This window comes from Streptomyces sp. AK02-01A (assembly GCF_033795305.1).
GTDB lineage: Bacteria > Actinomycetota > Actinomycetes > Streptomycetales > Streptomycetaceae > Streptomyces.
Genome location: NZ_JARBAE010000045.1, coordinates 36930 through 57162, shown reverse-complemented (window position 1 = coordinate 57162; position 20233 = coordinate 36930). Strand labels below are relative to the sequence as shown.

The following is a 20233-nucleotide window of genomic DNA, read 5'->3' as shown; positions in this document are numbered from 1 at the left end:
TTGTTGGTGGGGGTGACCGGGGTTGGTTCAGGGGCCGGGGTGGGGTCGGTGACCGGTGCAGGGGTTGGGGATGGTGCGGCAGGGGTGAAGGCCCCAGCGGTCACCGTCTCAGCGGCGGGGATGTGGACGGGTTCGGTGGCGACTTTCAGGGGTGGCTGGGTGAGGGTGTGGAACTGGGCCAGGAACGAGGGGCCGACGCTGCCCCAGCCCAGGAGCAGGAGCGGTGCGACGGTGTCCGGGCAGGGCGCGTCCATAGCGTCCGGTCAGCAGCGGCTCGGCGGTGTTCAGCGCGAGGGTGAGCAGCCCGCACAGGTGCAGCAGGCGCGTACCGGCTTTCAACTCGTTCTTGGGGACGCTGTGCAGGGCGAGGAATCGCAGCGCGACCAGCAGCCCGACGACCGACAGGTCCACCATGGGGGCGACCAGCGGGGCGATCAGGTGCGGAACACCGAGGCGCAGGGCGAGCGCCCACACGTTGCCGAAGGAGAAGACGAAGGCCAGGGCCGCGATGACCGCCATGACCACGGTCACGGTGCGCCGGGTGAATCGTTCCTCGGTCATGTGTGGGGCCTCCTTCCGGGGTGGGGTTCGGGGATGGTCACGGACGGCGCTTGGCCAGCGGCACGACTGTGCGGTCCGTCGGTGCGGTGCCGGCCCAGCCGCGCGGGCCGGGGACGGACTCCAGGTACAGGGCCGGGTTTATGGCCAGGTGGGCGGTCGCTTCCGCGATGCGGGCCGCGTCGGCGTCCGGCACGTACGGGGTGCGGATGCGGGTGAAGCCGGGGCGGCCCTGCATCGCCATGACGGCGACGCCGACGTAGGCGGGGTCCTGCAAGGTCCCGGGGCTGGCGTCCGGCCAGTTGCGGATGTCGTCCCCGAGTGCGGCCACGGCGGCTTCCGCCGTCTTCTGGGCGAAGGACAATCCGACCGGGCACACGTCGCGGATGAAGGTGGGGATCGCGTCGCCGGTCACCTTCTGGCTGACCAGGATGACCAGGAAGCCGACACTGCGGCCCTTCTTGACCAGGTCTTCGACCAGGCGCGCGTTGTCCGCCGTCAGCGCCGCCAGGCGCTTGGTCTCCGGGTCGTTGCCCTTGTAGTCCCGGAAGTAGGTGTGGGCCTCGTCGATGATCAGCACGGTCAGCGGCCAGACCTGCGAGGAGGGACCGACGTGCCACATGTTCTTCACCCCGAGCACGTCACGGATCGCCGAGGACCGGGTACGCCGCAGCGCGACCAGGCGCTTGAACAGGGCGTTCGCCTCGTCCAGGTCGTCACCGACGAACGCGAACAGACGGGTCCGCAGGTCGGCGTAGTCACCCTCATGGGCTGCCGACATCTTCCGTCGGCCACCGCGAACTGCACCGCGCGCGACGGCGCGAGGTCGCAGACGAGCCAGTTGATCAGCGAGGTCTTGCCCGCGCCGGGGACACCGGCCACGGTCACGCCGGGCACGTTGGCCAGCGACACGCATACGGGGGCGGCGTACTCGTCCACGCCCAGTTCCCACCGAGACAGGTCGGCCGGTGGGCGGCCGGTGGGACGGTGCTCGGTCTGCGTGACCAGCGGATCCAGGCGGACGCCCCGGATCACCACCCGGCCGGGGCCGTCCGGCAGCACGGACACCCGCGTGCACCGCCACGAGTCGGCCAGGAACCGGGCCGCCCGCTGGAACTCCTCCAACCCGACCTTCGGCAGGCACTTGGCCCGCACGACCACACCGAACTGATCAGCCGTCACCTTGATCCTCGGAGTCAGCACACGCGGCGGGGATGTCGTGCCTTTCGGCGCGGCCAGCTGCCCCAGCAGGCCGGGGGTCTTGTCAGTGACAGTCAGGCCCGCCATCCGCGCCAGGCGCATCCAGCCGCAGCGCACCCGCACGGCCTGCCGGATACTGGCCCGAGTGCCCCGGTCAGCGCGCACGTAGCGCACCACGCCCAGCAGCCCCCAGGCCGCCACCAGCGCTATAGCGACCGGCAGTACGTCCGGCGCGCGGTCGATCACGGTTGCCATGTCACGCCCCCGCTTCGCTCAGCAGACGAAACACGTCGCCAAGGTCGAGGACCGCAGCGTCGGCCGGGCTCAGGCCCAGCAGATCGAGCACGGCCCCGGACACGGAGCACGTCAGAACGTTGTCGGTACCCGGCAAGGGCCGGAGCGGAAAGGTCGCCCGCTCCGGAGCGGGCCCTTCGAAGCGGATCACTTGGCCGCCTCCGTCGCCAGGTCCAGGCGAGCGGCACGGTAGGCCACGCCGTCGGAGAGCTGACCGTTGAAGATCCGAGCCCAAGGGGTCGCGAACAACTCCAACGGCCGCACCATCGCACCCGGCTTCAGCCCGGCGGGGAGACCCGTCTCCGGGACCGTGATCTTCAGAACCTCGGCCCGGCCGTCCTCCATCAGCATCACGGTCACCGTGTACAGCGACGCACCGGTCTCCCGGTCGGTGGCGACCTCCCCGGTCTGCTGGTCCTTGATCTTCAGCACCGGCTCGGTGCCCGCGATGCACACCGCCGACGGCAGCAGAGCAACACGAGCCAGCCACGAGAGGGCGTCGGAGCTGTTCAGAGTTTCTTTACTTGATCAAGGGCGCCCCGCTGCCGCGGGCCGCCGCGCGCCGGCGGCCGGTGCCCGCCGCCCGCTCCTGTCTACCGCCCCGCTGGCGACGCCCACCGTCCACTCGCCGCGCACCCCCGGCACCCACGGACCCGACCGGCAGAGAAGCGAAACCCCGACTCGGCCGAACCACCGTTCCGTACGCCTGGGCCCGTCGCTGCCTCAGGCCGTGACGGCATGGACAGCGTGTCTGGTGCCGGTGGGGGCTGAGCGAGACATACGTGACAGGTGACCGTCCGGCGCACCCGCCGCCGTGGCTGACGGTCGGCGGCTGAGGCCCGACCACCTGCCATTGGGCGGGCCGAGGAGCCGAGGGCTTGCTACGGGAGCAGGGTGAAGGCGGGCACGTGGATGGGTCGGACGATGTTGAAGTGGCGGCGGTCCAGCGTCGCGATGTTGACCGCGCGGAACTTCTCCGCCACGGCCACGACGAAGGCGTCCGCCGTCCCGAGGGGGAGATCTGCGTACCGTTCCACCAGGTCGGCGGCCCGCGCGGCTTCGGAGGAGGTGACTGGGACCAGGTCGTACACGCCGTCGGCCACATCGCGGAGGAAGTCGGCTTCGGCCTTCACTCCTGCCCGGCTGGAGAGCATGTAGCCGATCTCTGCCACGAGCGGGGACGGCAACAGCAGCGGTCCTGGGTGGTTCTCCAGTAGGCGCACACAAGCGGCGTGCTGATCATCCTTGCGGTTGGCCGCCGCGACGACGGGGCCAGTGTCGATCACGATCACGCGCTGCGCCGCTCCCGACCATCCCACGCCTCACGCACGATGTCCTTGGCGCGCGCTCCGAGGTCAGGGTCACCGTCGAAGGAAGCGGTCGTGCGGAAGCGCCGACGCGGGCGCTCACCACGCTCCACCTCGGCCCACTCGCGCAGCAACTCTATGGCGTCCATCAGCCGGTCCTCCGGCAGAGCATCCAGCAGGCGGTGCGCTTCGTCGCGAACGGTCATACCAGCCAGTGTACGGTCCGCGAAGCCGCCCAGCCCGGGTCTTTCAGGCGCTTCGGCAGCCTCGGGAGAGATGGAATCGGCTGACGGCAGTAGCTGACGGCAACAACCACGCACAACCACGGACCAGATCATCCATCTCCAAGAAGTATGGCTCCTTGCAGGGCGAGGGAATTTTTACCGAACAGCAATTTGCGGAGCGTCAAGAGATGATCGAGACTGCCGAGGAGTTCGTACGGCTGCGCAACAGCTCAGATCCATAGGAATGCCGCAGGGCGGCAGTTGAGGAGGCGCCCGCGCAGGTATGGATGGAGGTCGTCGATCGATATTCGGAAGAACGAGTGGCAGTTGCCCAGAACAAGACGGTGCCGTTGGCTGTTCTGGAAATAGTGATCGACGACCCTGATGCTCGTGTCCGTTTCATGGTGGCCATCGGGATGGCCGACGATCTGTCGAGTATCGTCGAGCGAGATGTGCCGTACGGGCAAATGGAGGTGTTCTATGCCGCCGACTGGCCTGGTGATGCCATAAAAACGAACTGACGGGCGGTCTGGCCGTGGCCGTGGTCCGGGGCGAGGACGGCCAGAGGGCCACTCGTTCAAACTCCCGGCAGGACCACGACCTGCCCGCACCTCCCGCACAGCGACGCCCGTCCCCGCCTGTCCCTGACCCAGGAGCCCATGAGTGCGTGTCAGCATGGCGACCAGCGCCGGTAGGGCCGACCGGCCGAACGAGGACTTCGTCGGCGCCGTCCCCGGCGCCGCTGTGCTGCTGGACGGCGCCGGCATCCCGGGCAGCGAGTCGGTCTGCTCCCACGGGGTCGCCTGGTACACACACCGTCTCGGCGGCGCGCTGCTCGGCCGGCTGTCGCGTGGCGACGGACGGGACCTCGCGGCGATCCTCGCCACCGCGATCGGTGAGACGGCCGCCGATCACCGCGCCACCTGCGACATCGCGCATCCCAGCAGCCCGCAGGCGACCGTGGTGATGGTCCGCGCCGACCGGGGCCGCCTGGACCATCTCCTGCTCGCGGACACCTTTCCGATCTGCCGCGCTCCGAGGCCGGCGAACTGCCGCAGCCGACAGCCGACCGCTGAGCTCGCGCCGTCCGACCGGCCGGACCGGGGCCGACGACTGGGTGCGGGGCCGCGCCGACGAACGACCGGCGCGGCCAAGGGCCCGGGCCGGCCCTCACTCCTCCAGCGTCAGAGCCTTCCTGAGCCTGGTGAGAGTGCGCGAAAGAAGCCGCGACACATGCATCTGCGAGAGGCCGAGCTCCTCGCCGATCTCCGACTGCGTCATATTGGCGACAAAGCGCAGGGACAGGATCTTGCGGTCCCGTGCGGGAAGGCTCGCGATGAGCGGCTTCAGCGACTCGATGTACTCGATGCCCTCAAGTCCGTGGTCCTCGTAGCCGATCCGGTCGGCGAGCGCGCCCTCGGTCTCGTCGTCCACGGACTGTGCGTCCAGCGAACTGGCGGTGTACGCGTTGCTCGCGGCCATGCCCTCGACGACCTCTTCGGCGGTGATGCCGAGCCGCTGGGCGAGTTCGCCGACCGTGGGGGAGCGGTCGAGGCGCTGCGCCAGCTCGTCGCCTGCCTTGGCCAGGTCGAGGCGTAGCTCCTGGAGCCTGCGCGGCACGCGCACCGCCCACGACGTGTCGCGGAAGAAGCGCTTGATCTCGCCGATGATGGTCGGCATCGCGAAGGTGGGGAACTCGACGCCGCGGCTCAGCTCGAAGCGGTCGATGGCCTTGATCAGGCCGATCGTGCCGACCTGGACGATGTCCTCCATCGGTTCGCTGCGCGTGCGGAACCGGGAGGCCGCGAACTTCACCAGAGCCAGGTTCAGTTCGACCAGGGTGTTACGGACGTACGCGTATTCGTGTGTGCCCTCTTCGAGGGTCTCCAGCCGGGCGAACAGCGTCTTCGACAGGGCCCTCGCGTCCAGGGCTCCTACCTCGGCGAAGGGCGGGATCTCAGGCAGATCCTCCAGGCCCTCGGCGCCGGCGGCCGATGTGAGACCGGCCTCATTGGGTACGGGCGGAGTTGTCGACGGCACGTGGGGGGTACGCGTCGCGTCGAGCCGGGGTGACATGGTCTCCTCCATCGTCCTCGGCATATGGCTGCCGAAGCCACTACGTGTTGCTGCGGTCTGCGGGCGCCTCCGAAGCCGGCCGTCTTGGGTGTGTCCCTACTAGCCCTACCCGGTCGGCACAGGCAGTTGCAAGTGCTAATTGTTCTATATGTCTGCATTGTGGGGGAGTTCGGCTACCGGTGGGCGTGTGAAAGGCGTAATGTTCGACCGGCGTCATCGGCCTGTGATGGCGTTGACACCACCAACTGACGACGGCGTACGACACGGCGAAGAGGGACGGGCATGGACCGCCAGACGGTCGGCAGCACGAACCGGGGCCGGCTTCAGGTCGAAGTTCGGACCGAAGGCCGGAGCGAGGTTGTGGCAGTGGCCGGTGAGTTGGATCACCACACGGCCGAACTGTTGCGCGAACCTCTGGACGATGCGATCGAACAGGGCCGCGTACGGCTGGTGGTCGACTGTTCACGGCTTGAGTTCTGTGATTCCACCGGACTCAATGTGCTGCTCGGTGCCCGCCTCAAGGCGGACGCCGCCGGGGGAGGGGTCCATTTGGCCGGGATGCTGCCCGTGGTGGCGAGAGTCTTCGAGATCACCGGAGCGGACGCCGTCTTCACGGTCCACGACACCGTCGAAGAAGCCCTCGCCGACTGAGCCCACGGCCCTTTCGCCGACCTGGGCGCACCGCGTGTCGCTCGGGTCGCTACTTCCGGATCGCGGAGTAAGTGTTGTCGCGAGCCGGAGGGGCAGAAGACCCCCGGCAGGCCACTCAGGACCCTGCACTCTCTGTATTGATGAACTGGCAATTGGTGAATCGGTGAGGTGAAGCGCTGATGAGCACCACCCGGCAGCCTCAGCCGGGCGACATCGGCCCCGAGTCCGACGGCGCGGTACCTCCTTCCGCGACGTCCGACAGGCGGGTACGGACGCTCGCGCTGTCCGGCGCCAGCGGTGTCGTACCGCTGGCGCGCGATTTCACCCGCCAGGCCCTCTACGACTGGGGATGGCTCCCGGGCGAGACCGCGGACCGGCGCGCCGCGGCAGAGGATGTGCTGCTGGTCGTCTCCGAGCTGGTCACCAACGCGTGTCTGCACGCGGAAGGGCCCGAGTCGCTGCTGGTCTCGGCCACCTCCAAGGTGCTCCGGCTGGAGGTCACCGACCTCGGTACGGGACAGCCCGCGCCCCGCACCCCGCACCGCGCGGGACGGCCCGGCGGCCACGGCATGTTCATCGTCCAGCGGCTCTGCCTCGACTGGGGCGTCGTCAGGACGCCGGGTGAGACCGGCAAGACCGTCTGGGCGGAGCTGGCCGCGCCGGAGTAGGCGCATCGCGCCGGTCCCGCCACCGGCACTCCTCGTGAGCGAGAGCACGTCCCCGGGGCGTGCTCTTTTTTCGCTGCCGGACGCGGCGCCGTTCACTGCCACCGGATCCGGCTGAACCGGACTCGGCGCGGAAAAGAGACCTTTGGTGCTGATCGGGCCAAAGATTTCCGAGTCGTGCTACAGGTGTGTCGTCACCATACGACATGCCACGGTGGGATATGGGGGTCTTGAGGGATGGATCACAGGCGGTACGGGGACTAGCTTCTTATATTCGAAGGTGGTTCATCGGATTAGACCCCCTACTCAAAGGCATTGCTGAGCAGGGCCCTGGGCCCGCCCCGTGCGGTCTACCATCACCACATGACCCGTGTACTGCTCGCCGAGGACGACGCTTCCATCTCGGAGCCGCTGGCCCGCGCCCTGCGTCGGGAGGGTTACGAGGTCGAGGTCCGTGAAGACGGTCCGACCGCGCTGGACGCCGGACTCCAGGGCGGTGTCGACCTGGTCGTACTCGACCTGGGACTGCCCGGGATGGACGGCCTCGAAGTTGCCCGCCGACTGCGCGCCGAGGGCCACGCGGTGCCGATCCTGGTGCTGACCGCCCGCGCCGACGAGGTGGACACCGTGGTCGGCCTGGACGCCGGCGCCGACGACTATGTGACCAAGCCGTTCCGTCTCGCCGAACTGCTGGCGCGTGTCAGGGCGCTGCTGCGGCGTGGCGCCTCGGATCCCGTGCCGGCGCCGGCGACGCACGGCGTCCGGATCGATGTCGAGTCGCACCGTGCCTGGATGGGTGACGAGGAGCTTCAGCTCACCGCGAAGGAGTTCGACCTGCTGCGGGTCCTCGTCCGGGACGCGGGCCGGGTCGTCACCCGCGACCAGTTGATGCGAGAGGTCTGGGACACCACCTGGTGGTCGTCGACCAAGACGCTCGACATGCACATCTCCTGGCTGCGCAAGAAGCTCGGTGACGACGCCGCCAATCCGCGCTACATCGCGACGGTACGGGGTGTCGGCTTCCGCTTCGAGAAGAGCTGACGCCTTCCGGAAGAGCTGACACCTTCGAGAAGAGCTGACGCCTTCGAGGAGAGCTGACGCCGGCCGGGCCCGGCGGGCGGCCGCGGCTCCGGGACCGCCATGGGTGCTTACGCTCGGAGTGGTACCACCGCCATCGCGTCACCCGCCCGGAGGGCACCTTGCGCCGTCGTCTGATCAACTCCACGCTCGCCGTGGTGCTCGTCGTCATCGCCGTGTTCGGGGTCTCTCTCGTCATCGTGGAGACCCGCACGATCAGCAGCAGCGCCCAGGAGAGCGTGGACTCCGAGGCGCTGCGGCTGGTGAGCATCGTCGACAGCCGTCTCCTCGGCGGTGAGAACATCACCTCCCAGATCCTGGCCGAGCAGGTCGACAACGAGCGCTACGCCCGGATCGAGATCCCGGGCCGCGCCCCGGTCGAGATCGGCGTGCGGCCGGAAGGCAGCGTCATCCGGGGCAAGGAGGAGGGCGAGGAGGGTGAGGTCGTCACCGTGGAGGAGGCCCGCTCCTCCGTCACGCGTGAGGTCGGCCGCACGCTGCTGATCATCGGCATGGTGGCGCTGCTCGCCGTCATCGCCGCAGTCCTGCTGGCCGTACGCCAGGCCAACAAGCTGGCCTCGCCGCTCACCGATCTCGCGGAGACCGCCGAGCGTCTCGGCTCCGGTGACCCGCGTCCGCGCCACAAGCGGTACGCGGTGCCCGAGCTCGACCGGGTCGCGGATGTCCTCGACTCCAGCGCCGAGCGGATCGCGCGGATGCTCACGGCGGAGCGGCGGCTCGCGGCGGACGCCTCGCACCAGCTCCGTACACCGCTGACCGCGCTGTCCATGCGGCTGGAGGAGATCTCCGCCACGGACGATCTGGACACCGTGAAGGAGGAGGCGACGATCGCGCTGGCCCAGGTCGAGCGGCTGACCGACGTGGTGGAGCGGCTGCTGACCAACGCCCGCGATCCGCGTACCGGCTCGGCCGTCGCCTTCGATCTCGACGAGGTCGTCAAACAGCAGCTTGAGGAGTGGCGTCCGGCCTACCGCAGCGCCGGCCGGGCCATCGTCTGCTCGGGCCGGTCCGGGATGCGGGCCGTCGCCACTCCGGGCGCGGTCGCGCAGGTGCTCGCCGCGCTGATCGAGAACTCACTGATGCACGGTGGCGGTACGGTCGCCCTGCGCACCCGCGTCACCGGTAACCAGGCCGTCATCGAGGTGACCGACGAGGGTCCCGGCGTACCGGCGGACCTGGGCGCGCGGATCTTCGAGCGGACCATCAGCGGCCGCAACTCCACCGGGATCGGTCTCGCCGTGGCCCGCGATCTGGCGGAGGCGGACGGCGGCCGGCTGGAGCTGCTCCAGCAGCAGCCGCCGGTCTTCGCGCTCTTCCTCAGCCGCGAGGCCCGGACCCGCAAGGCGCCGAAGGAGCCGGAGCGGCCGGTCCGCTGACGCGCGAGGACGTGCGGATACGGATCAGCCGCCGACGCGGCCCGGCTGCGGCCGTTGTTCGTCAAGGAACGATTCGCCCGGCGCCACCGCGCCAGCCTGCGGAAGCGCCCGGAAGACCCAGGTGCGGTACGACCAGAAGCGGAAGAGGGTCCCGATCCCGATGCCGAGGAACTTGAACACATTGCTCTGCAGCGGGGTGTCCCAGCCGAAGCCGTAGGTCGCGGTGTAGAGCACGCCGTTCTCGATCACCAGACCGGCCGCGCTGAACGCCAGGAAGAGTGTCAGCTCCTTGGTGCGGCGGCTCTTGTCGCGGTCCCGGTAGGTGAAGTGGCGGAAGCCCACATAGTTGAAGGCGATGGCGACGACGGTGGCCAGGACGCTGGCCCGCACCACGGGCAGCCCGGTGGTGTGCCGTACGAGATTGAAGACCAGGAGATTGACCAGCAGCCCCGCGCCGCCCACCGCGCCGAACTTGGCCACCTCGCGCACGAGCCGGCCCAGTCGCGCGCGGAGTGCGCCCCGTTCGCTCATTAGCCCGTTCAGCCCCGTCCGGTCGAGTGTCAGTACCCGCCATGCTAACGAGCGGCTCCGGCCGTCGCCCCTGGGTCGCCGGCTACCGGCGGTGACGGCGCCTGACGCTGGGCACCGCCGCCGCTCGGCGACCGGCCCGGCCCGGGCGGCGGATATCCTGGGCACGTGACGTTCCCGGTAGTCGGCATGGTCGGCGGCGGTCAGCTCGCCCGTATGACCCACGAGGCGGGCATCCCCCTCGGCCTCAGATTCAAGCTTCTCAGTGACACCCCGCAGGACTCGGCGGCCCAGGTGGTGAACGAGGTCGTCATCGGCGACTATCGCGATCTCGACACGCTGCGTGCCTTCGCGCGCGGCTGTGACGTGATCACGTTCGATCACGAACATGTGCCGGTCGAGCATCTGCGCGCCCTGGAGGCGGACGGCATACCCGTCAGGCCCGGCCCGGACGCGCTGGTGCACGCGCAGGACAAGGGTGTGATGCGTGCCAGGCTCACCGAGCTCGGCGCGCCCTGCCCGCGCCACCGCATCGTGTCCGATCCCGCCGACGCCGCGGCCTTCGCCGCCGAGGTGGGCGGCTTCCCGGTCATCCTCAAGACGGTGCGCGGCGGCTACGACGGCAAGGGCGTGTGGGTCGTGCGCTCCGAGGAGGACGCCGAGCTGCCGTTCCGCGCCGGGGTCCCGGTCCTCGCCGAGGAGAAGGTCGACTTCGTACGGGAGCTGGCGGCGAACATCGTCCGCTCACCGCACGGCCAGGCGGTCGCCTATCCCGTCGTCGAGTCGCAGCAGGTCGACGGCGTCTGTGACACGGTCATCGCGCCCGCGCCCGGTCTCTCGGACGAGCTGGCGGGCGAGGCCCAGCAGCTCGCGCTGCGGATCGCGGCCGAACTGGGCGTCGTCGGCCATCTCGCGGTGGAGCTCTTCGAGGTCCGTTCCGACGACGGGACCTCCGGCATCCTCGTCAACGAACTGGCCATGCGGCCGCACAACTCCGGCCACTGGACCCAGGACGGCGCGATCACCTCGCAGTTCGCCAACCATGTGCGGGCCGTGCTCGATCTCCCGCTCGGCGACCCGCGCCCGCGCGCGCCGTGGACGGTCATGTGCAATGTCCTCGGCGGCGACTATCCCGATATGTACGCGGCCTATCTGCACTGCATGGCCCGGGACCCGCAGCTCAAAATCCATATGTATGGCAAGGACGTGAAGCCCGGCCGCAAGGTGGGTCATGTCAACACCTACGGCGACAACCTGGACGACGTGCTCGAACGCGCCCGCCATGCCGCCGGCTACCTCCGAGGAACGATCACCGAATGACTTCCCCCGTTGTTGGCATCGTGATGGGCTCCGACTCCGACTGGCCCGTCATGGAGGCCGCCGCGAAGGCCCTGGACGAGTTCGAGATCGCCTATGAGGTCGATGTCGTCTCCGCCCACCGGATGCCGCGCGAGATGATCGCGTACGGCGAGGGAGCGGCCGGGCGCGGCCTCAGGGCCGTCATCGCGGGCGCGGGCGGCGCGGCGCATCTTCCGGGCATGCTCGCCTCGGTGACCCCGCTGCCGGTGATCGGCGTGCCCGTACCGCTGAAGTACCTCGACGGCATGGACTCGCTGCTGTCCATCGTCCAGATGCCGGCCGGTGTCCCGGTCGCCACCGTCTCGGTCGGCGGCGCGCGGAACGCGGGCCTGCTGGCCGCCCGGATCCTCGCGTCCCACGACCCGGACCTGCAGAACCGGATGCGTGACTTCCTTCAGGAGCTGAACGACCAGGCGACGGAGAAGGGCAAACGGCTCCGCTCGAAGGTCCAGGGCGCGGACCACTTCGGATTCGGGAAGTGACGGCCATGGGTGCGGCGGACTTCCTCGACGAGGCACGCGAACTGCTGGCCGCCTTCCCGGTGGTCGACGGTCACAACGACCTGCCATGGGCGCTGCGCGAGCACGTCCGCTACGACCTGGACCGCCTCGACATCGCCGACGACCAGTCCGGCCGGCTGCACACGGACATTCGCCGGCTGCGGCAGGGCGGCGTCGGCGGACAGTTCTGGTCGGTGTACGTACGCTCCGACATGGCCGGCGACGACGCGGTCAGCGCGACGCTGGAACAGATCGACGTGGTCGGCCGGCTGCTCGCCCGCCATCCACGGGATCTGGTCCGCGCGCTCACGGCGGACGACATGGAGACGGCGCGCGGCGAGGGCAGGATCGCCTCACTCATGGGGGCCGAGGGCGGCCACTCCATCAACAACTCCCTCGCCACCCTGCGGGCCCTCCATACGCTGGGCGTCCGCTATATGACGCTCACCCACAACGACAATCTCGCCTGGGCGGACTCGGCGACGGACGTCCCGCGCGTCGGCGGGCTCTCGGCCTTCGGCCGCGAGGTCGTCCGCGAGATGAACCGGACCGGCATGCTGGTCGACCTCTCGCATGTGGCCGCGACGACGATGCGTGACGCGCTCGCCGTGACGGCCGCGCCGGTGATCTTCTCGCACTCGTCGGCGCGGGCCGTCTGCGATCACCCGCGCAACATTCCCGACGACGTACTGGCGCTGCTGCCCGCGAACGGCGGTGTCGCGATGGCCACGTTCGTACCGAAGTTCATCCTTCCGGCGGCGGTCGCCTGGACGCAGTCGGCGGACGAGAACATGCGGGCGCACGGTCTGCACGCGCTGGACACCACCGCCGAGGCGATGAAGATCCATCAGGCCTTCGAGGAGGCGAACCCGCGTCCGGTGGCCACGCCCGCCACCGTCGCGGACCATCTCGACCATATGCGCGAGGTCGCCGGTATCGACCACATCGGCATCGGCGGAGACTTCGACGGCACGGCCTTCACTCCGGCCGGTCTGGAGGATGTCGCGGGCTATCCGAACCTGATCGCGGAGCTGCTGTCGCGCCGCTGGTCCGCGTCGGATCTGTCGAAGCTGACCTGGCAGAACGCGGTCCGGGTGCTGCGCGCCGCGGAGGACGTGGCCCGCAGTCTCCAGGCTGAGCGCGGACCGTCGCTGGCGACGATCGGCGAGCTGGACGGCACGGCCGTCTGACGGTACCTCCGCCCGCTGTCGCAGCCGACCGCGACAGCGGGCGCGCACGTCCGCCGTGTCAGGCGGCGCAGAGACAGAACGGATGGCCCGCCGGGTCGGCGTAGACCCGCCAGTTGCGCGCGGGGTCGGCCGCGTCCAGCAGCGTCGCTCCGAGCGCGAGCACCTGCTTCTCCGCCGCGGCCAGGTCCTCGACGGTCAGATCCAGATGGAACTGCTGCGAACCCTCGGGCCGGGGCCAGGCCGGCGGTACGAAGCCGGGCGCGGCCTGGAAGGCGAGCGGTGTGCCGGGAGCGCCGGTCAGATCGACCCAGCCGTCGCCGTCGTCCTTGATCTCACCGCCCAGCACCTGGGAGTAGAAACCGGCGAGTGCGACCGGGTCGGGGCAGTCCAGGACGACGGCGCCCAGAGTGGCGATGGCCATGTCTTTTCCCTCTCACTTCGAGTGCGCCCGCGCCGCGAGCGGCGCTGCGAGCACTGGTCATGGATGGCACACGGTTACCGCAAAAGAGCCGCTGCCGGTAACCGTTACTGCATGGTTCCGTATAAGAGGTAACGTCGCAACCATGACGGACAGACCGCCCGCACCAGGAGGGCTCGCACTGGTCGAGGCACTGGTGAACACGCTCGACATCGAGACCGGCGCCGACGCTCTGGACACGGAGGACGGCCGCGCCGCCTTCGGCCTCACCGAGCGGGACGTCTCCGCCGCGCGCGAACTCCGTGAGGCTCTGCGCACGGTCTGTCTCGCCCACGCGGGCCATCACCCGCCGGGCCGCTCGACGGCCGTTCTCGACCACCTGCTCGCCGACGCTCCGCTGCGGCTCACGGTCGACGCCCGGGGCGTGGCCGCGCTCCGTCCCGCCACCGATCCGGACGCGCTGCTCTGCCGGGTCGCGACGGTGATCGCGGCGGCCGTCGCCGACGGTACGTGGGCGCGTCTCAAGGCGTGCGAGGCGGCGGACTGCGAGTGGGCGTACTACGACCGCAGCCCGGCCGGCCGCAGCCGCTGGTGCTCGATGTCGGTGTGCGGCGCCCGCGCCAAAATGCGCGCCTACCGCGCCCGCCGGGCACCAGAGGGCGGGACCTCGTAACCTCGCGGTCCCGGGACCGGTGTCAGGCCCGCGGACGTCCCATCGCGCGGTACGTCCAGCCGGCCGCGCGCCAGAGCTCCGGATCCAGCGCGTTGCGGCCGTCCAGGATCAGCCGGCGCGCCGTCGCCTCGCCGAGCACCGCCGGGTCCAGCTCGCGGAACTCGCGCCACTCCGTCAGATGCAGGACCACATCCGCGCCGCGCACCGCGTCCACCGCGGAGTCCGCGTATCCCAGCGTCGGGAAGAGCCGCTTGGCGTTCTCCATGCCCTTCGGGTCGTACACCGTCACCTGGCCGCCCTGGAGATGGATCTGGCCGGCGACATTGAGCGCGGGTGAGTCGCGTACGTCGTCGGAGTCCGGCTTGAAGGTCGCGCCGAGCACCGCGACCCGCTTGCCGAGGAAGGACGAGTCGCCGCCGACGGCCTCGCGCGCCAGCTCGACCATATGACCGCGGCGCCGCATATTGATCGAGTCGACCTCGCGCAGGAACGTCAGCGCCTGGTCCGCGCCCAGCTCACCCGCCCGCGCCATGAACGCCCGGATGTCCTTCGGCAGACAGCCGCCGCCGAAGCCGATGCCCGCGCGCAGGAACTTCTTGCCGATCCGCTCGTCGTGACCGAGCGCCTCCGCCAGCTTCTGCACATCGCCGCCCGCCGCCTCGCAGAGCTCGGCCATCGCGTTGATGAAGGAGATCTTCGTGGCCAGAAACGAATTGGCGGAGGTCTTCACCAGTTCGGCGGTCGGGAAATCCGTCACCACGAACGGCGATCCCTCGCTGACCGGCTTCGCGTACACCTCGCGCAGCACCCGCTCGGCGTGCTCACTCCGCACGCCCACCACGATCCGGTCCGGACGCAGCGTGTCCTGTACGGCGAAGCCCTCGCGCAGGAACTCCGGATTCCAGGCCAGCTCCACCTCGCCGCCCGCCGGCGCCAGTTCGGCGATGCGGGCCGCGAGCCGCTCCGCGCTGCCCACCGGCACGGTGGATTTGCCGACGACCAGCGCGGGCCTGGCGAGATGCTTGGCGAGGCTCTCGACCGCGGAATCGACATACGACATGTCGCAGGCGTACTCGCCGTGCTTCTGCGGTGTGTTCACACAGACGAAGTGCACATCGCCGAACTCCGCGATCTCGGACCAGTCCATCGTGAACCGCAGCCGTCCGGTCGATCCCTCGATCCCGGCGACGTGCTTGCGCAGCAGCTCCTCCAGGCCGGGCTCGTACATCGGGACCCGGCCCGCCGACAGCGTCTCGATCTTCTCCGGGACCACATCGAGGCCGAGGACCTCGAAGCCCAGCTCCGCCATGGCCGCTGCGTGCGTGGCGCCGAGGTAGCCGGTGCCGATCACTGTGATCTTGAGGGCCATTGGTACTCCAGAGAAATCGGGCGGGAGTGCGGTGCCCGAGCATAGCCGCGCGCCGCCGAGGCCTCACTGGTGCCTCTCACGGGTAGGTCATCCCACGGCGGGACGGCTGTCGGCAAACTCACCTTCACCCACGGCGGCTCCGCCTCTAAAATCGAGTTACTTAACGGTAGTTAGCATCCAGGGGAGTGAAAGACCGTGGCCGGATCGGCTGATTTCGACCTGTACCGCCCGTCCGAAGAACACGACATGCTCCGCGATGCCGTGCGCGCGCTGGCCGAGGCGAAGATCGCGCCGTTCGCCGCCGCCGTGGACGAGGAGGCCCGCTTCCCGCAGGAGGCGCTGGACGCGCTGATCGCCTCCGATCTGCACGCCGTCCATGTCCCGGAGGAGTACGGCGGCGCGGGCGCCGACGCCCTCGCCACCGTGATCGTCATCGAAGAGGTGGCGCGGGTCTGCGCCTCCTCCTCGCTGATCCCGGCCGTGAACAAGCTCGGCTCGCTGCCCGTGATCCTCTCCGGCTCCCCGGACCTGAAGAAGAAGTATCTGGGCCCGCTGGCCAAGGGCGACGCGATGTTCTCGTACTGCCTCTCGGAGCCGGACGCCGGCTCCGACGCGGGCGGTATGAAGACCAAGGCGGTACGGGACGGCGACCACTACGTCCTGAACGGCGTGAAGCGCTGGATCACCAACGCCGGTGTCTCCGAGTACTACACGGTGATGGCCGTCACCGACCCGGACAAGCGGACCAAGGGCATCAGCGCGTTCGTGGTGGAGAAGTCCGACGCCGGCGTCTCCTTCGGCGCTCCGGAGCGGAAGCTCGGCATCAAGGGTTCACCGACCCGCGAGGTCTATCTCGACCAGGTCCGCATCCCCGCCGACCGGCTGATCGGCGAGGAGGGCACGGGCTTCGCCACGGCGATGAAGACCCTGGACCACACACGCATCACGATCGCGGCCCAGGCCCTCGGTATCGCGCAGGGCGCTCTCGACTACGCGAAGGGCTATGTCCAGGAGCGCAAGCAGTTCGGCAAGCCGATCGGTGACTTCCAGGGCGTGCAGTTCATGCTGGCCGACATGGCGATGAAGCTGGAGGCCGCGCGCCAGCTCACCTACGCGGCGGCCGCCAGGTCGGAACGCGTCTCCGCGGGCAGCGGCAAGGAGGACCTGACCTTCTTCGGCGCGGCGGCGAAGTGCTTCGCCTCGGACGCCGCCATGGAGATAACGACGGACGCGGTCCAGCTCCTCGGCGGCTACGGCTACACGCGTGACTACCCGCTGGAGCGCATGATGCGTGACGCCAAGATCACTCAGATCTACGAGGGCACGAACCAGATCCAGCGGATCGTCATGGCGAGGAACCTTCCGTAGCCCCTCCGCCGCGGGTCACACGCTGTTTCGACACGGCAACCCGTGCCGGGCCCGGCTCCGGGCCCGCGAACAGACCACAGAGCGCCCCCGCCACTCCGTCCTCGGCGGGGGCGCTCCTTCGCTCGGTCAGCCTCGATGCAGACGACTCCGACTCCGGCCTGAGCTTCGATGGTGTCCGCAACCTCTTTTACGGTCCTACGGTTGTCCTACCACGTGGTGCGGATCGTCCAGCCACACGCGTTGTCCGTCGCCGTCGACCGACAGGCCGAACCGTGAGCGACCCGGCTTTCCCAGATCGTGCCACCGGAGGAAAGCCGCCCGCACTTCGTCCCACAGCGCGCGGGGTCCGTACTGCTCGACCTCGTACATCTCCCGGTCGGGGGCGTACTCAACCGTTGCCCACGACTTTCTGTCGTCCGCGAAAAACCACAGGGTGGCTTCTGTGCTGCTGTCGTGCGCGTCACACCAGCGGTACGACACGTCGGTGACGCACAGGCTGGTGAAGAACGCCGGATCGTCCTGGATGACGTTCTGCGGCGCGATGTCCGTGACGCTCTCGCTCCCCTTCTCCTCGTGGTAGATCTCCGAGATACGTCCGGCCCCCGCCCGCCGCGTCCGGTCCCACATGAAGGCCGGATAACCGGAGAACGCTCCCCGGGCCTCCCCGCCGCGCACATCCAGCGTGGCGTACGAGCCGCTGAAGAAGCTGCTTCCCCAGGGAGTGACGATGCGCCCGTCGGGGCACTGCTCCAGCCACATTCTCGGTACCTCCCGCATGGTGCAGGTACAGATGACGCGGTCGTACGGAACGCGTCGGCGGTGCCCGTCACGGCCGTTTCCCAGGACTGTCCGCGGGCGATATCCCGCTTGCTTCAGGTTCTCCGTGGCTCTGATCAGGACCTTTTCGTCGATCTCCACGCTGGTTACCTTGGTGTCGCCCAGCCTGTGCGACAGCCAGGCAGCGTTGTAACCGGTGCCGGTGCCGACTTCCAGCACGCTGTGCCCTTCGTTCACATCGAGCAAAGCGAGCATTTCGAGCATGATCGAAGGCATGGATGACGATGACGTGAAGAGGCGGAACGCGCCGTCGGGCGTTTGCTTCCCGTCGTTGACCTGCGTAACGACAGGCTGGTCCGAGTAGACCTGGCGCAACCAGCCCTCGGCGTCCTCGGCGAAGTCACCTCCCTCGAAGACCTCGGGAATGAACAGAGCGCGGTCCACCGACGCCACGGCATCGTGCCACTCCGGCGGCAACGCGCCCTTGGCCAGGAGAGTCCGCACAAGCCGCTGTTGCGTGGTCATCCGGGCCTACTTCTTCGGAGGCTCGTACGGCTTGGTCGAACCAGGCGGCCTGTCGCGGTGGCCGTCACTTTCGGAGGTGTCGGGCTTGCCGGAGTGATCTCCACCTTTTTTGGTCATGTGTACGCACCACTTTCCGTAGACAGAGGGAGATGTGACGAGCCGGCAGCATCACCCGTACGGGCCGTGCGCTTCGTCGTCTGTCACGCCAAGGACACTACGAAGACCGGACACGGATGGTCCACGACCTTGCATAGCCTTGCATACGAACTAACGAAGCGAGCTGATTGCTTCGGTGATGAGAGCCCGCGCATCCGCGCCGTACACAGCGATCTTCGTCAGCTCGGAGAAAGCCTTGGAGTACACGGCGATCTCGCTGGGCGCCGAGACGTTCACCGCCGCTGTGAGCAGTTCCACGCTCGCTCGCCGGTTGTCGAACAGGTAGAAGGCCTCCAACGGCCAAACGCGTCGCCGCGCGGTGAACGGGATGACTCCGAGGCTGACGTTGGGCAGAGCCATCACGGCGAGCAGATACCCGAGCTGGCCCGCCATCGTCTCCTCATCCCCGATGCGGTAGCGAAGCACAGTTTCTTCCATCAGCAGCGCGAACCGGTGATCGCCCTCGTGAACCACCCGTGAGCGCTCCACACGCGAAGCCGCAGCCGATGCCGAGTCGTCGGGGGTGCCTTGAAAGGCGGCGATCGTGGCAAGAAGAGTGGCCGCGTACGCTTCTGTCTGGAGCATGCCGGGAATGACGTTCGAGCAATACACGCGGAAGTGGCGGGTCCGTTCGTAGAGAGGAACCATTTCTTCCTGCGACCGGCGCATCCCGTGGCGGTGGAGCTTTTTCCAGTGCGCGTACATCTGATCGGCCTGGCGGTTCGCCGCGACCAGATCCGCCGCCTGGTCCTCAGCACCGCACGCTTTGCACCACGCACGGATATCGGCGTCGGAAGCCGGGGTCTTGGCCCGCTCGACGCGTGACGACTTCGCGGGGCTCCAGCCGCACCGAACCGCCAGCTCGTGTCCGGTGAGCTCCGCGTCTCTGCGCAGCTCACCGAGGCGCGCGGCAAGCACTTCGCGGGCGGCCTGCGCGTTGGAAGAGGGGGAGACGGACATGAGTTCGCTCTTCAGTCATTCGCCCGCGCCACGACGGGGCAAGCGTGCAGGCAGGGGCAATGGGTCAGACCGAATACTTCTCGTGTGGGACACCGCGCTCCCATACGGTCTCGAATGCGGTCGTTGCCAGACGCGCCACGGCCGGTTCCGTGCGGACCTCCCAGCCGGGTTCGGCCCAGTCGCCGTTGCCCGAGAAGTGGTTGAAGAGCACGGTCTCGCCGTCGAACACCCAGCAGTCGTTGCCGGGCAGCGCAATGTCCGAAGCCTGCCGCCTGGGCAGCCAGCGGACTTGCTCACCCGCGTGGATGTTGACCGGAGTGCCGGCGTGCTCGTACTGGATGTATTCGGTGACCGGTTCGGACACCAGACGGGCGCGCCGCACGATGACGCCTCGGACTACCGTATGCCGGATCAATTCAACCCAAGGCGCCCAGTAGGAGGATGCGGGATCCACGTCCCGTTGACCGGTGCGCTTCCAACCCTCGAAGTCGGCGGCCTCATCGCCCACGCCGTATGAGTCGCGCATCTCCAGGTGCACAGCGGAGCGCTTGGCTGCCGCCAGCAGCTCGTCAAAGCCCGGTTCGTTCGGCGACATCGCATGCCTTCCTGAGCATTGGCACCATCCGGACCGGGATCCGGATGACGGCTTCGTGAGCTGGAATACCCGGCGCGTGGCCGGGAGCCTCGAAGGCCGCGCACTCCGCCTCCAGTCCTTCGTCCGGCTTCCAGCCCTGGAGTACGAGTTCCTGTTTCGCCTCGTCCACCCAGATGGTGGGCGAACCCTGTTGCCCTGTGTCCGGGTCGATCCCGATGAACCGTAATGCCATGGCCGCCTCCGGCGTCGAGTGGCTTGCGCCAACTTGCACGAGCTTCGCGGGAGCCGGTCAGCACGTCAAGGGTGCGTGAAGACGGCCAAGGGCGCCACGGTTCGGTCGGCGGATCGTCATGGCGAGGAACCTTC

Annotated in this window: 25 protein-coding genes; 10 read left to right on the top strand and 15 right to left on the bottom strand. The window is 68.8% G+C overall.

Annotated elements, in window-relative coordinates:
- Positions 1–108: 108 nt before the first annotated feature.
- The 7 genes from PV679_RS30020 to PV679_RS29990 all read right to left on the bottom strand — a co-directional run bounded on the left by PV679_RS30020 (position 109) and on the right by PV679_RS29990 (position 3565).
- Positions 109–561 (bottom strand): DUF2637 domain-containing protein, encoded by a 453-nt coding sequence (locus PV679_RS30020; RefSeq protein WP_416069834.1) that lies wholly within the window; start codon positions 559–561, stop codon positions 109–111.
- 37 nt (positions 562–598) lie between these two features.
- Positions 599–1180 carry a hypothetical protein gene (locus PV679_RS30015; RefSeq protein ID WP_319683724.1) on the bottom strand — a complete coding sequence of 194 codons (582 nt, stop codon included), beginning with the start codon at positions 1178–1180 and terminating at the stop codon, positions 599–601.
- Positions 1181–1185: 5 nt separating this feature from the next.
- A complete protein-coding gene (locus tag PV679_RS30010; protein ID WP_319683722.1) occupies positions 1186–2004 on the bottom strand; it encodes a hypothetical protein in 819 nt (272 codons plus the stop codon).
- 10 nt (positions 2005–2014) lie between these two features.
- The gene (locus PV679_RS30005) at positions 2015–2203 is read right to left on the bottom strand and encodes a hypothetical protein (RefSeq protein ID WP_319683721.1); all 189 of its coding nucleotides are present in this window, start codon (positions 2201–2203) and stop codon (positions 2015–2017) included.
- Positions 2200–2508, bottom strand: coding sequence for a hypothetical protein (locus PV679_RS30000; protein WP_319683720.1), 309 nt, complete (start codon positions 2506–2508; stop codon positions 2200–2202). The genes PV679_RS30005 and PV679_RS30000 overlap by 4 nt, the downstream gene beginning before the upstream one ends.
- 425 nt (positions 2509–2933) lie before the next feature.
- On the bottom strand, positions 2934–3344 hold the full coding sequence (locus PV679_RS29995; RefSeq protein WP_319683719.1) for a type II toxin-antitoxin system VapC family toxin: 411 nt from the start codon (positions 3342–3344) through the stop codon (positions 2934–2936).
- Positions 3341–3565, bottom strand: coding sequence for a hypothetical protein (locus tag PV679_RS29990; RefSeq protein ID WP_319683718.1), 225 nt, complete (start codon positions 3563–3565; stop codon positions 3341–3343). The genes PV679_RS29995 and PV679_RS29990 overlap by 4 nt, the downstream gene beginning before the upstream one ends.
- A 305-nt stretch (positions 3566–3870) precedes the next feature.
- Between PV679_RS29990 and PV679_RS29985 the strand changes: the two genes are divergently transcribed.
- Complete coding sequence (locus PV679_RS29985; protein WP_319683717.1) at positions 3871–4104, top strand: hypothetical protein; 234 nt, start codon at positions 3871–3873, stop codon at positions 4102–4104.
- A 649-nt stretch (positions 4105–4753) separates the two neighbouring features.
- Here PV679_RS29985 and PV679_RS29980 read toward each other — a convergent pair.
- Complete coding sequence (locus PV679_RS29980) at positions 4754–5659, bottom strand: RNA polymerase sigma factor SigF (protein WP_319683715.1); 906 nt, start codon at positions 5657–5659, stop codon at positions 4754–4756.
- 282 nt (positions 5660–5941) lie between these two features.
- On the opposite strand from PV679_RS29980, the gene PV679_RS29975 reads away from it, so the two are divergent.
- From PV679_RS29975 to PV679_RS29960, 4 genes are all read left to right on the top strand, one after another.
- Positions 5942–6310 carry an STAS domain-containing protein gene (locus PV679_RS29975; protein ID WP_319683714.1) on the top strand — a complete coding sequence of 123 codons (369 nt, stop codon included), beginning with the start codon at positions 5942–5944 and terminating at the stop codon, positions 6308–6310.
- Positions 6311–6489: 179 nt separating this feature from the next.
- Positions 6490–6978 carry an ATP-binding protein gene (locus PV679_RS29970; protein WP_319683713.1) on the top strand — a complete coding sequence of 163 codons (489 nt, stop codon included), beginning with the start codon at positions 6490–6492 and terminating at the stop codon, positions 6976–6978.
- Between the two features lie 360 nt (positions 6979–7338).
- Complete coding sequence (locus tag PV679_RS29965) at positions 7339–8016, top strand: response regulator transcription factor (protein ID WP_030351003.1); 678 nt, start codon at positions 7339–7341, stop codon at positions 8014–8016.
- A 158-nt stretch (positions 8017–8174) separates the two neighbouring features.
- Positions 8175–9449 carry an ATP-binding protein gene (locus PV679_RS29960; RefSeq protein ID WP_319683711.1) on the top strand — a complete coding sequence of 425 codons (1275 nt, stop codon included), beginning with the start codon at positions 8175–8177 and terminating at the stop codon, positions 9447–9449.
- A 24-nt stretch (positions 9450–9473) separates the two neighbouring features.
- Here PV679_RS29960 and PV679_RS29955 read toward each other — a convergent pair whose 3' ends face one another.
- Complete coding sequence (locus PV679_RS29955) at positions 9474–9980, bottom strand: GtrA family protein (RefSeq protein ID WP_319683710.1); 507 nt, start codon at positions 9978–9980, stop codon at positions 9474–9476.
- A gap of 165 nt (positions 9981–10145) precedes the next feature.
- Here PV679_RS29955 and PV679_RS29950 point away from each other — a divergent pair, with 165 nt between their 5' ends.
- From PV679_RS29950 to PV679_RS29940, 3 genes are read left to right on the top strand one after another with little or no spacing between them, the layout of a single operon-like run.
- On the top strand, positions 10146–11297 hold the full coding sequence (locus tag PV679_RS29950) for a 5-(carboxyamino)imidazole ribonucleotide synthase (protein ID WP_319683709.1): 1152 nt from the start codon (positions 10146–10148) through the stop codon (positions 11295–11297).
- Positions 11294–11818, top strand: coding sequence for a 5-(carboxyamino)imidazole ribonucleotide mutase (gene purE / locus PV679_RS29945; RefSeq protein WP_319683707.1), 525 nt, complete (start codon positions 11294–11296; stop codon positions 11816–11818). The genes PV679_RS29950 and purE overlap by 4 nt, the downstream gene beginning before the upstream one ends.
- A 5-nt stretch (positions 11819–11823) precedes the next feature.
- Positions 11824–13026 carry a dipeptidase gene (locus tag PV679_RS29940; protein WP_319683728.1) on the top strand — a complete coding sequence of 401 codons (1203 nt, stop codon included), beginning with the start codon at positions 11824–11826 and terminating at the stop codon, positions 13024–13026.
- A 58-nt stretch (positions 13027–13084) separates the two neighbouring features.
- Here the strand turns inward: PV679_RS29940 and PV679_RS29935 are convergent, their stop codons facing one another.
- A complete protein-coding gene (locus PV679_RS29935; RefSeq protein WP_319683706.1) occupies positions 13085–13447 on the bottom strand; it encodes a VOC family protein in 363 nt (120 codons plus the stop codon).
- Positions 13448–13589: 142 nt separating this feature from the next.
- On the opposite strand from PV679_RS29935, the gene PV679_RS29930 reads away from it, so the two are divergent.
- Complete coding sequence (locus tag PV679_RS29930; protein ID WP_319683704.1) at positions 13590–14117, top strand: CGNR zinc finger domain-containing protein; 528 nt, start codon at positions 13590–13592, stop codon at positions 14115–14117.
- Positions 14118–14139: 22 nt separating this feature from the next.
- Here the strand turns inward: PV679_RS29930 and PV679_RS29925 are convergent, their stop codons facing one another.
- Positions 14140–15486 carry a UDP-glucose/GDP-mannose dehydrogenase family protein gene (locus PV679_RS29925; RefSeq protein WP_319683702.1) on the bottom strand — a complete coding sequence of 449 codons (1347 nt, stop codon included), beginning with the start codon at positions 15484–15486 and terminating at the stop codon, positions 14140–14142.
- Between the two features lie 195 nt (positions 15487–15681).
- Here PV679_RS29925 and PV679_RS29920 point away from each other — a divergent pair, with 195 nt between their 5' ends.
- A complete protein-coding gene (locus PV679_RS29920; RefSeq protein ID WP_319683701.1) occupies positions 15682–16854 on the top strand; it encodes an acyl-CoA dehydrogenase family protein in 1173 nt (390 codons plus the stop codon).
- Between the two features lie 195 nt (positions 16855–17049).
- Here the strand turns inward: PV679_RS29920 and PV679_RS29915 are convergent, their stop codons facing one another.
- From PV679_RS29915 to PV679_RS29900, 4 genes are all read right to left on the bottom strand, one after another.
- Positions 17050–18156, bottom strand: a complete 1107-nt coding sequence (locus PV679_RS29915; protein WP_319683699.1) for a methyltransferase domain-containing protein — start codon at positions 18154–18156, stop codon at positions 17050–17052.
- A gap of 267 nt (positions 18157–18423) precedes the next feature.
- Positions 18424–19272: a helix-turn-helix transcriptional regulator gene (locus tag PV679_RS29910; protein WP_319683698.1), complete on the bottom strand. Its 849-nt coding sequence runs from the start codon at positions 19270–19272 to the stop codon at positions 18424–18426.
- A 64-nt stretch (positions 19273–19336) separates the two neighbouring features.
- The gene (locus tag PV679_RS29905; RefSeq protein ID WP_319683696.1) at positions 19337–19867 is read right to left on the bottom strand and encodes a DUF6879 family protein; all 531 of its coding nucleotides are present in this window, start codon (positions 19865–19867) and stop codon (positions 19337–19339) included.
- The gene (locus tag PV679_RS29900; protein WP_319683694.1) at positions 19842–20099 is read right to left on the bottom strand and encodes a hypothetical protein; all 258 of its coding nucleotides are present in this window, start codon (positions 20097–20099) and stop codon (positions 19842–19844) included. Before PV679_RS29900 ends, PV679_RS29905 begins: the two co-directional genes overlap by 26 nt.
- Positions 20100–20233 lie beyond the last annotated feature (134 nt).

Excerpts from the sequence above, each read along its gene's own strand:
- PV679_RS30020 (WP_416069834.1), bottom strand. The coding sequence starts at position 561 with ATGACCGAGGAACGATTCACCCGGCGCACCGTGACCGTGGTCATGGCG.
- PV679_RS30015 (WP_319683724.1), bottom strand. The coding sequence starts at position 1,180 with ATGTGGCACGTCGGTCCCTCCTCGCAGGTCTGGCCGCTGACCGTGCTG.
- PV679_RS29990 (WP_319683718.1), bottom strand. The coding sequence starts at position 3,565 with ATGACCGTTCGCGACGAAGCGCACCGCCTGCTGGATGCTCTGCCGGAG.
- PV679_RS29985 (WP_319683717.1), top strand. The coding sequence starts at position 3,871 with ATGGAGGTCGTCGATCGATATTCGGAAGAACGAGTGGCAGTTGCCCAG.
- PV679_RS29980 (WP_319683715.1), bottom strand. The coding sequence starts at position 5,659 with ATGTCACCCCGGCTCGACGCGACGCGTACCCCCCACGTGCCGTCGACA.
- PV679_RS29975 (WP_319683714.1), top strand. The coding sequence starts at position 5,942 with ATGGACCGCCAGACGGTCGGCAGCACGAACCGGGGCCGGCTTCAGGTC.
- PV679_RS29970 (WP_319683713.1), top strand. The coding sequence starts at position 6,490 with ATGAGCACCACCCGGCAGCCTCAGCCGGGCGACATCGGCCCCGAGTCC.
- PV679_RS29965 (WP_030351003.1), top strand. The coding sequence starts at position 7,339 with ATGACCCGTGTACTGCTCGCCGAGGACGACGCTTCCATCTCGGAGCCG.
- PV679_RS29955 (WP_319683710.1), bottom strand. The coding sequence starts at position 9,980 with ATGAGCGAACGGGGCGCACTCCGCGCGCGACTGGGCCGGCTCGTGCGC.
- purE (WP_319683707.1), top strand. The coding sequence starts at position 11,294 with ATGACTTCCCCCGTTGTTGGCATCGTGATGGGCTCCGACTCCGACTGG.
- PV679_RS29940 (WP_319683728.1), top strand. The coding sequence starts at position 11,824 with ATGGGTGCGGCGGACTTCCTCGACGAGGCACGCGAACTGCTGGCCGCC.
- PV679_RS29935 (WP_319683706.1), bottom strand. The coding sequence starts at position 13,447 with ATGGCCATCGCCACTCTGGGCGCCGTCGTCCTGGACTGCCCCGACCCG.
- PV679_RS29930 (WP_319683704.1), top strand. The coding sequence starts at position 13,590 with ATGACGGACAGACCGCCCGCACCAGGAGGGCTCGCACTGGTCGAGGCA.
- PV679_RS29925 (WP_319683702.1), bottom strand. The coding sequence starts at position 15,486 with ATGGCCCTCAAGATCACAGTGATCGGCACCGGCTACCTCGGCGCCACG.
- PV679_RS29915 (WP_319683699.1), bottom strand. The coding sequence starts at position 18,156 with ATGACCACGCAACAGCGGCTTGTGCGGACTCTCCTGGCCAAGGGCGCG.
- PV679_RS29910 (WP_319683698.1), bottom strand. The coding sequence starts at position 19,272 with ATGTCCGTCTCCCCCTCTTCCAACGCGCAGGCCGCCCGCGAAGTGCTT.
- PV679_RS29905 (WP_319683696.1), bottom strand. The coding sequence starts at position 19,867 with ATGTCGCCGAACGAACCGGGCTTTGACGAGCTGCTGGCGGCAGCCAAG.
- PV679_RS29900 (WP_319683694.1), bottom strand. The coding sequence starts at position 20,099 with ATGGCATTACGGTTCATCGGGATCGACCCGGACACAGGGCAACAGGGT.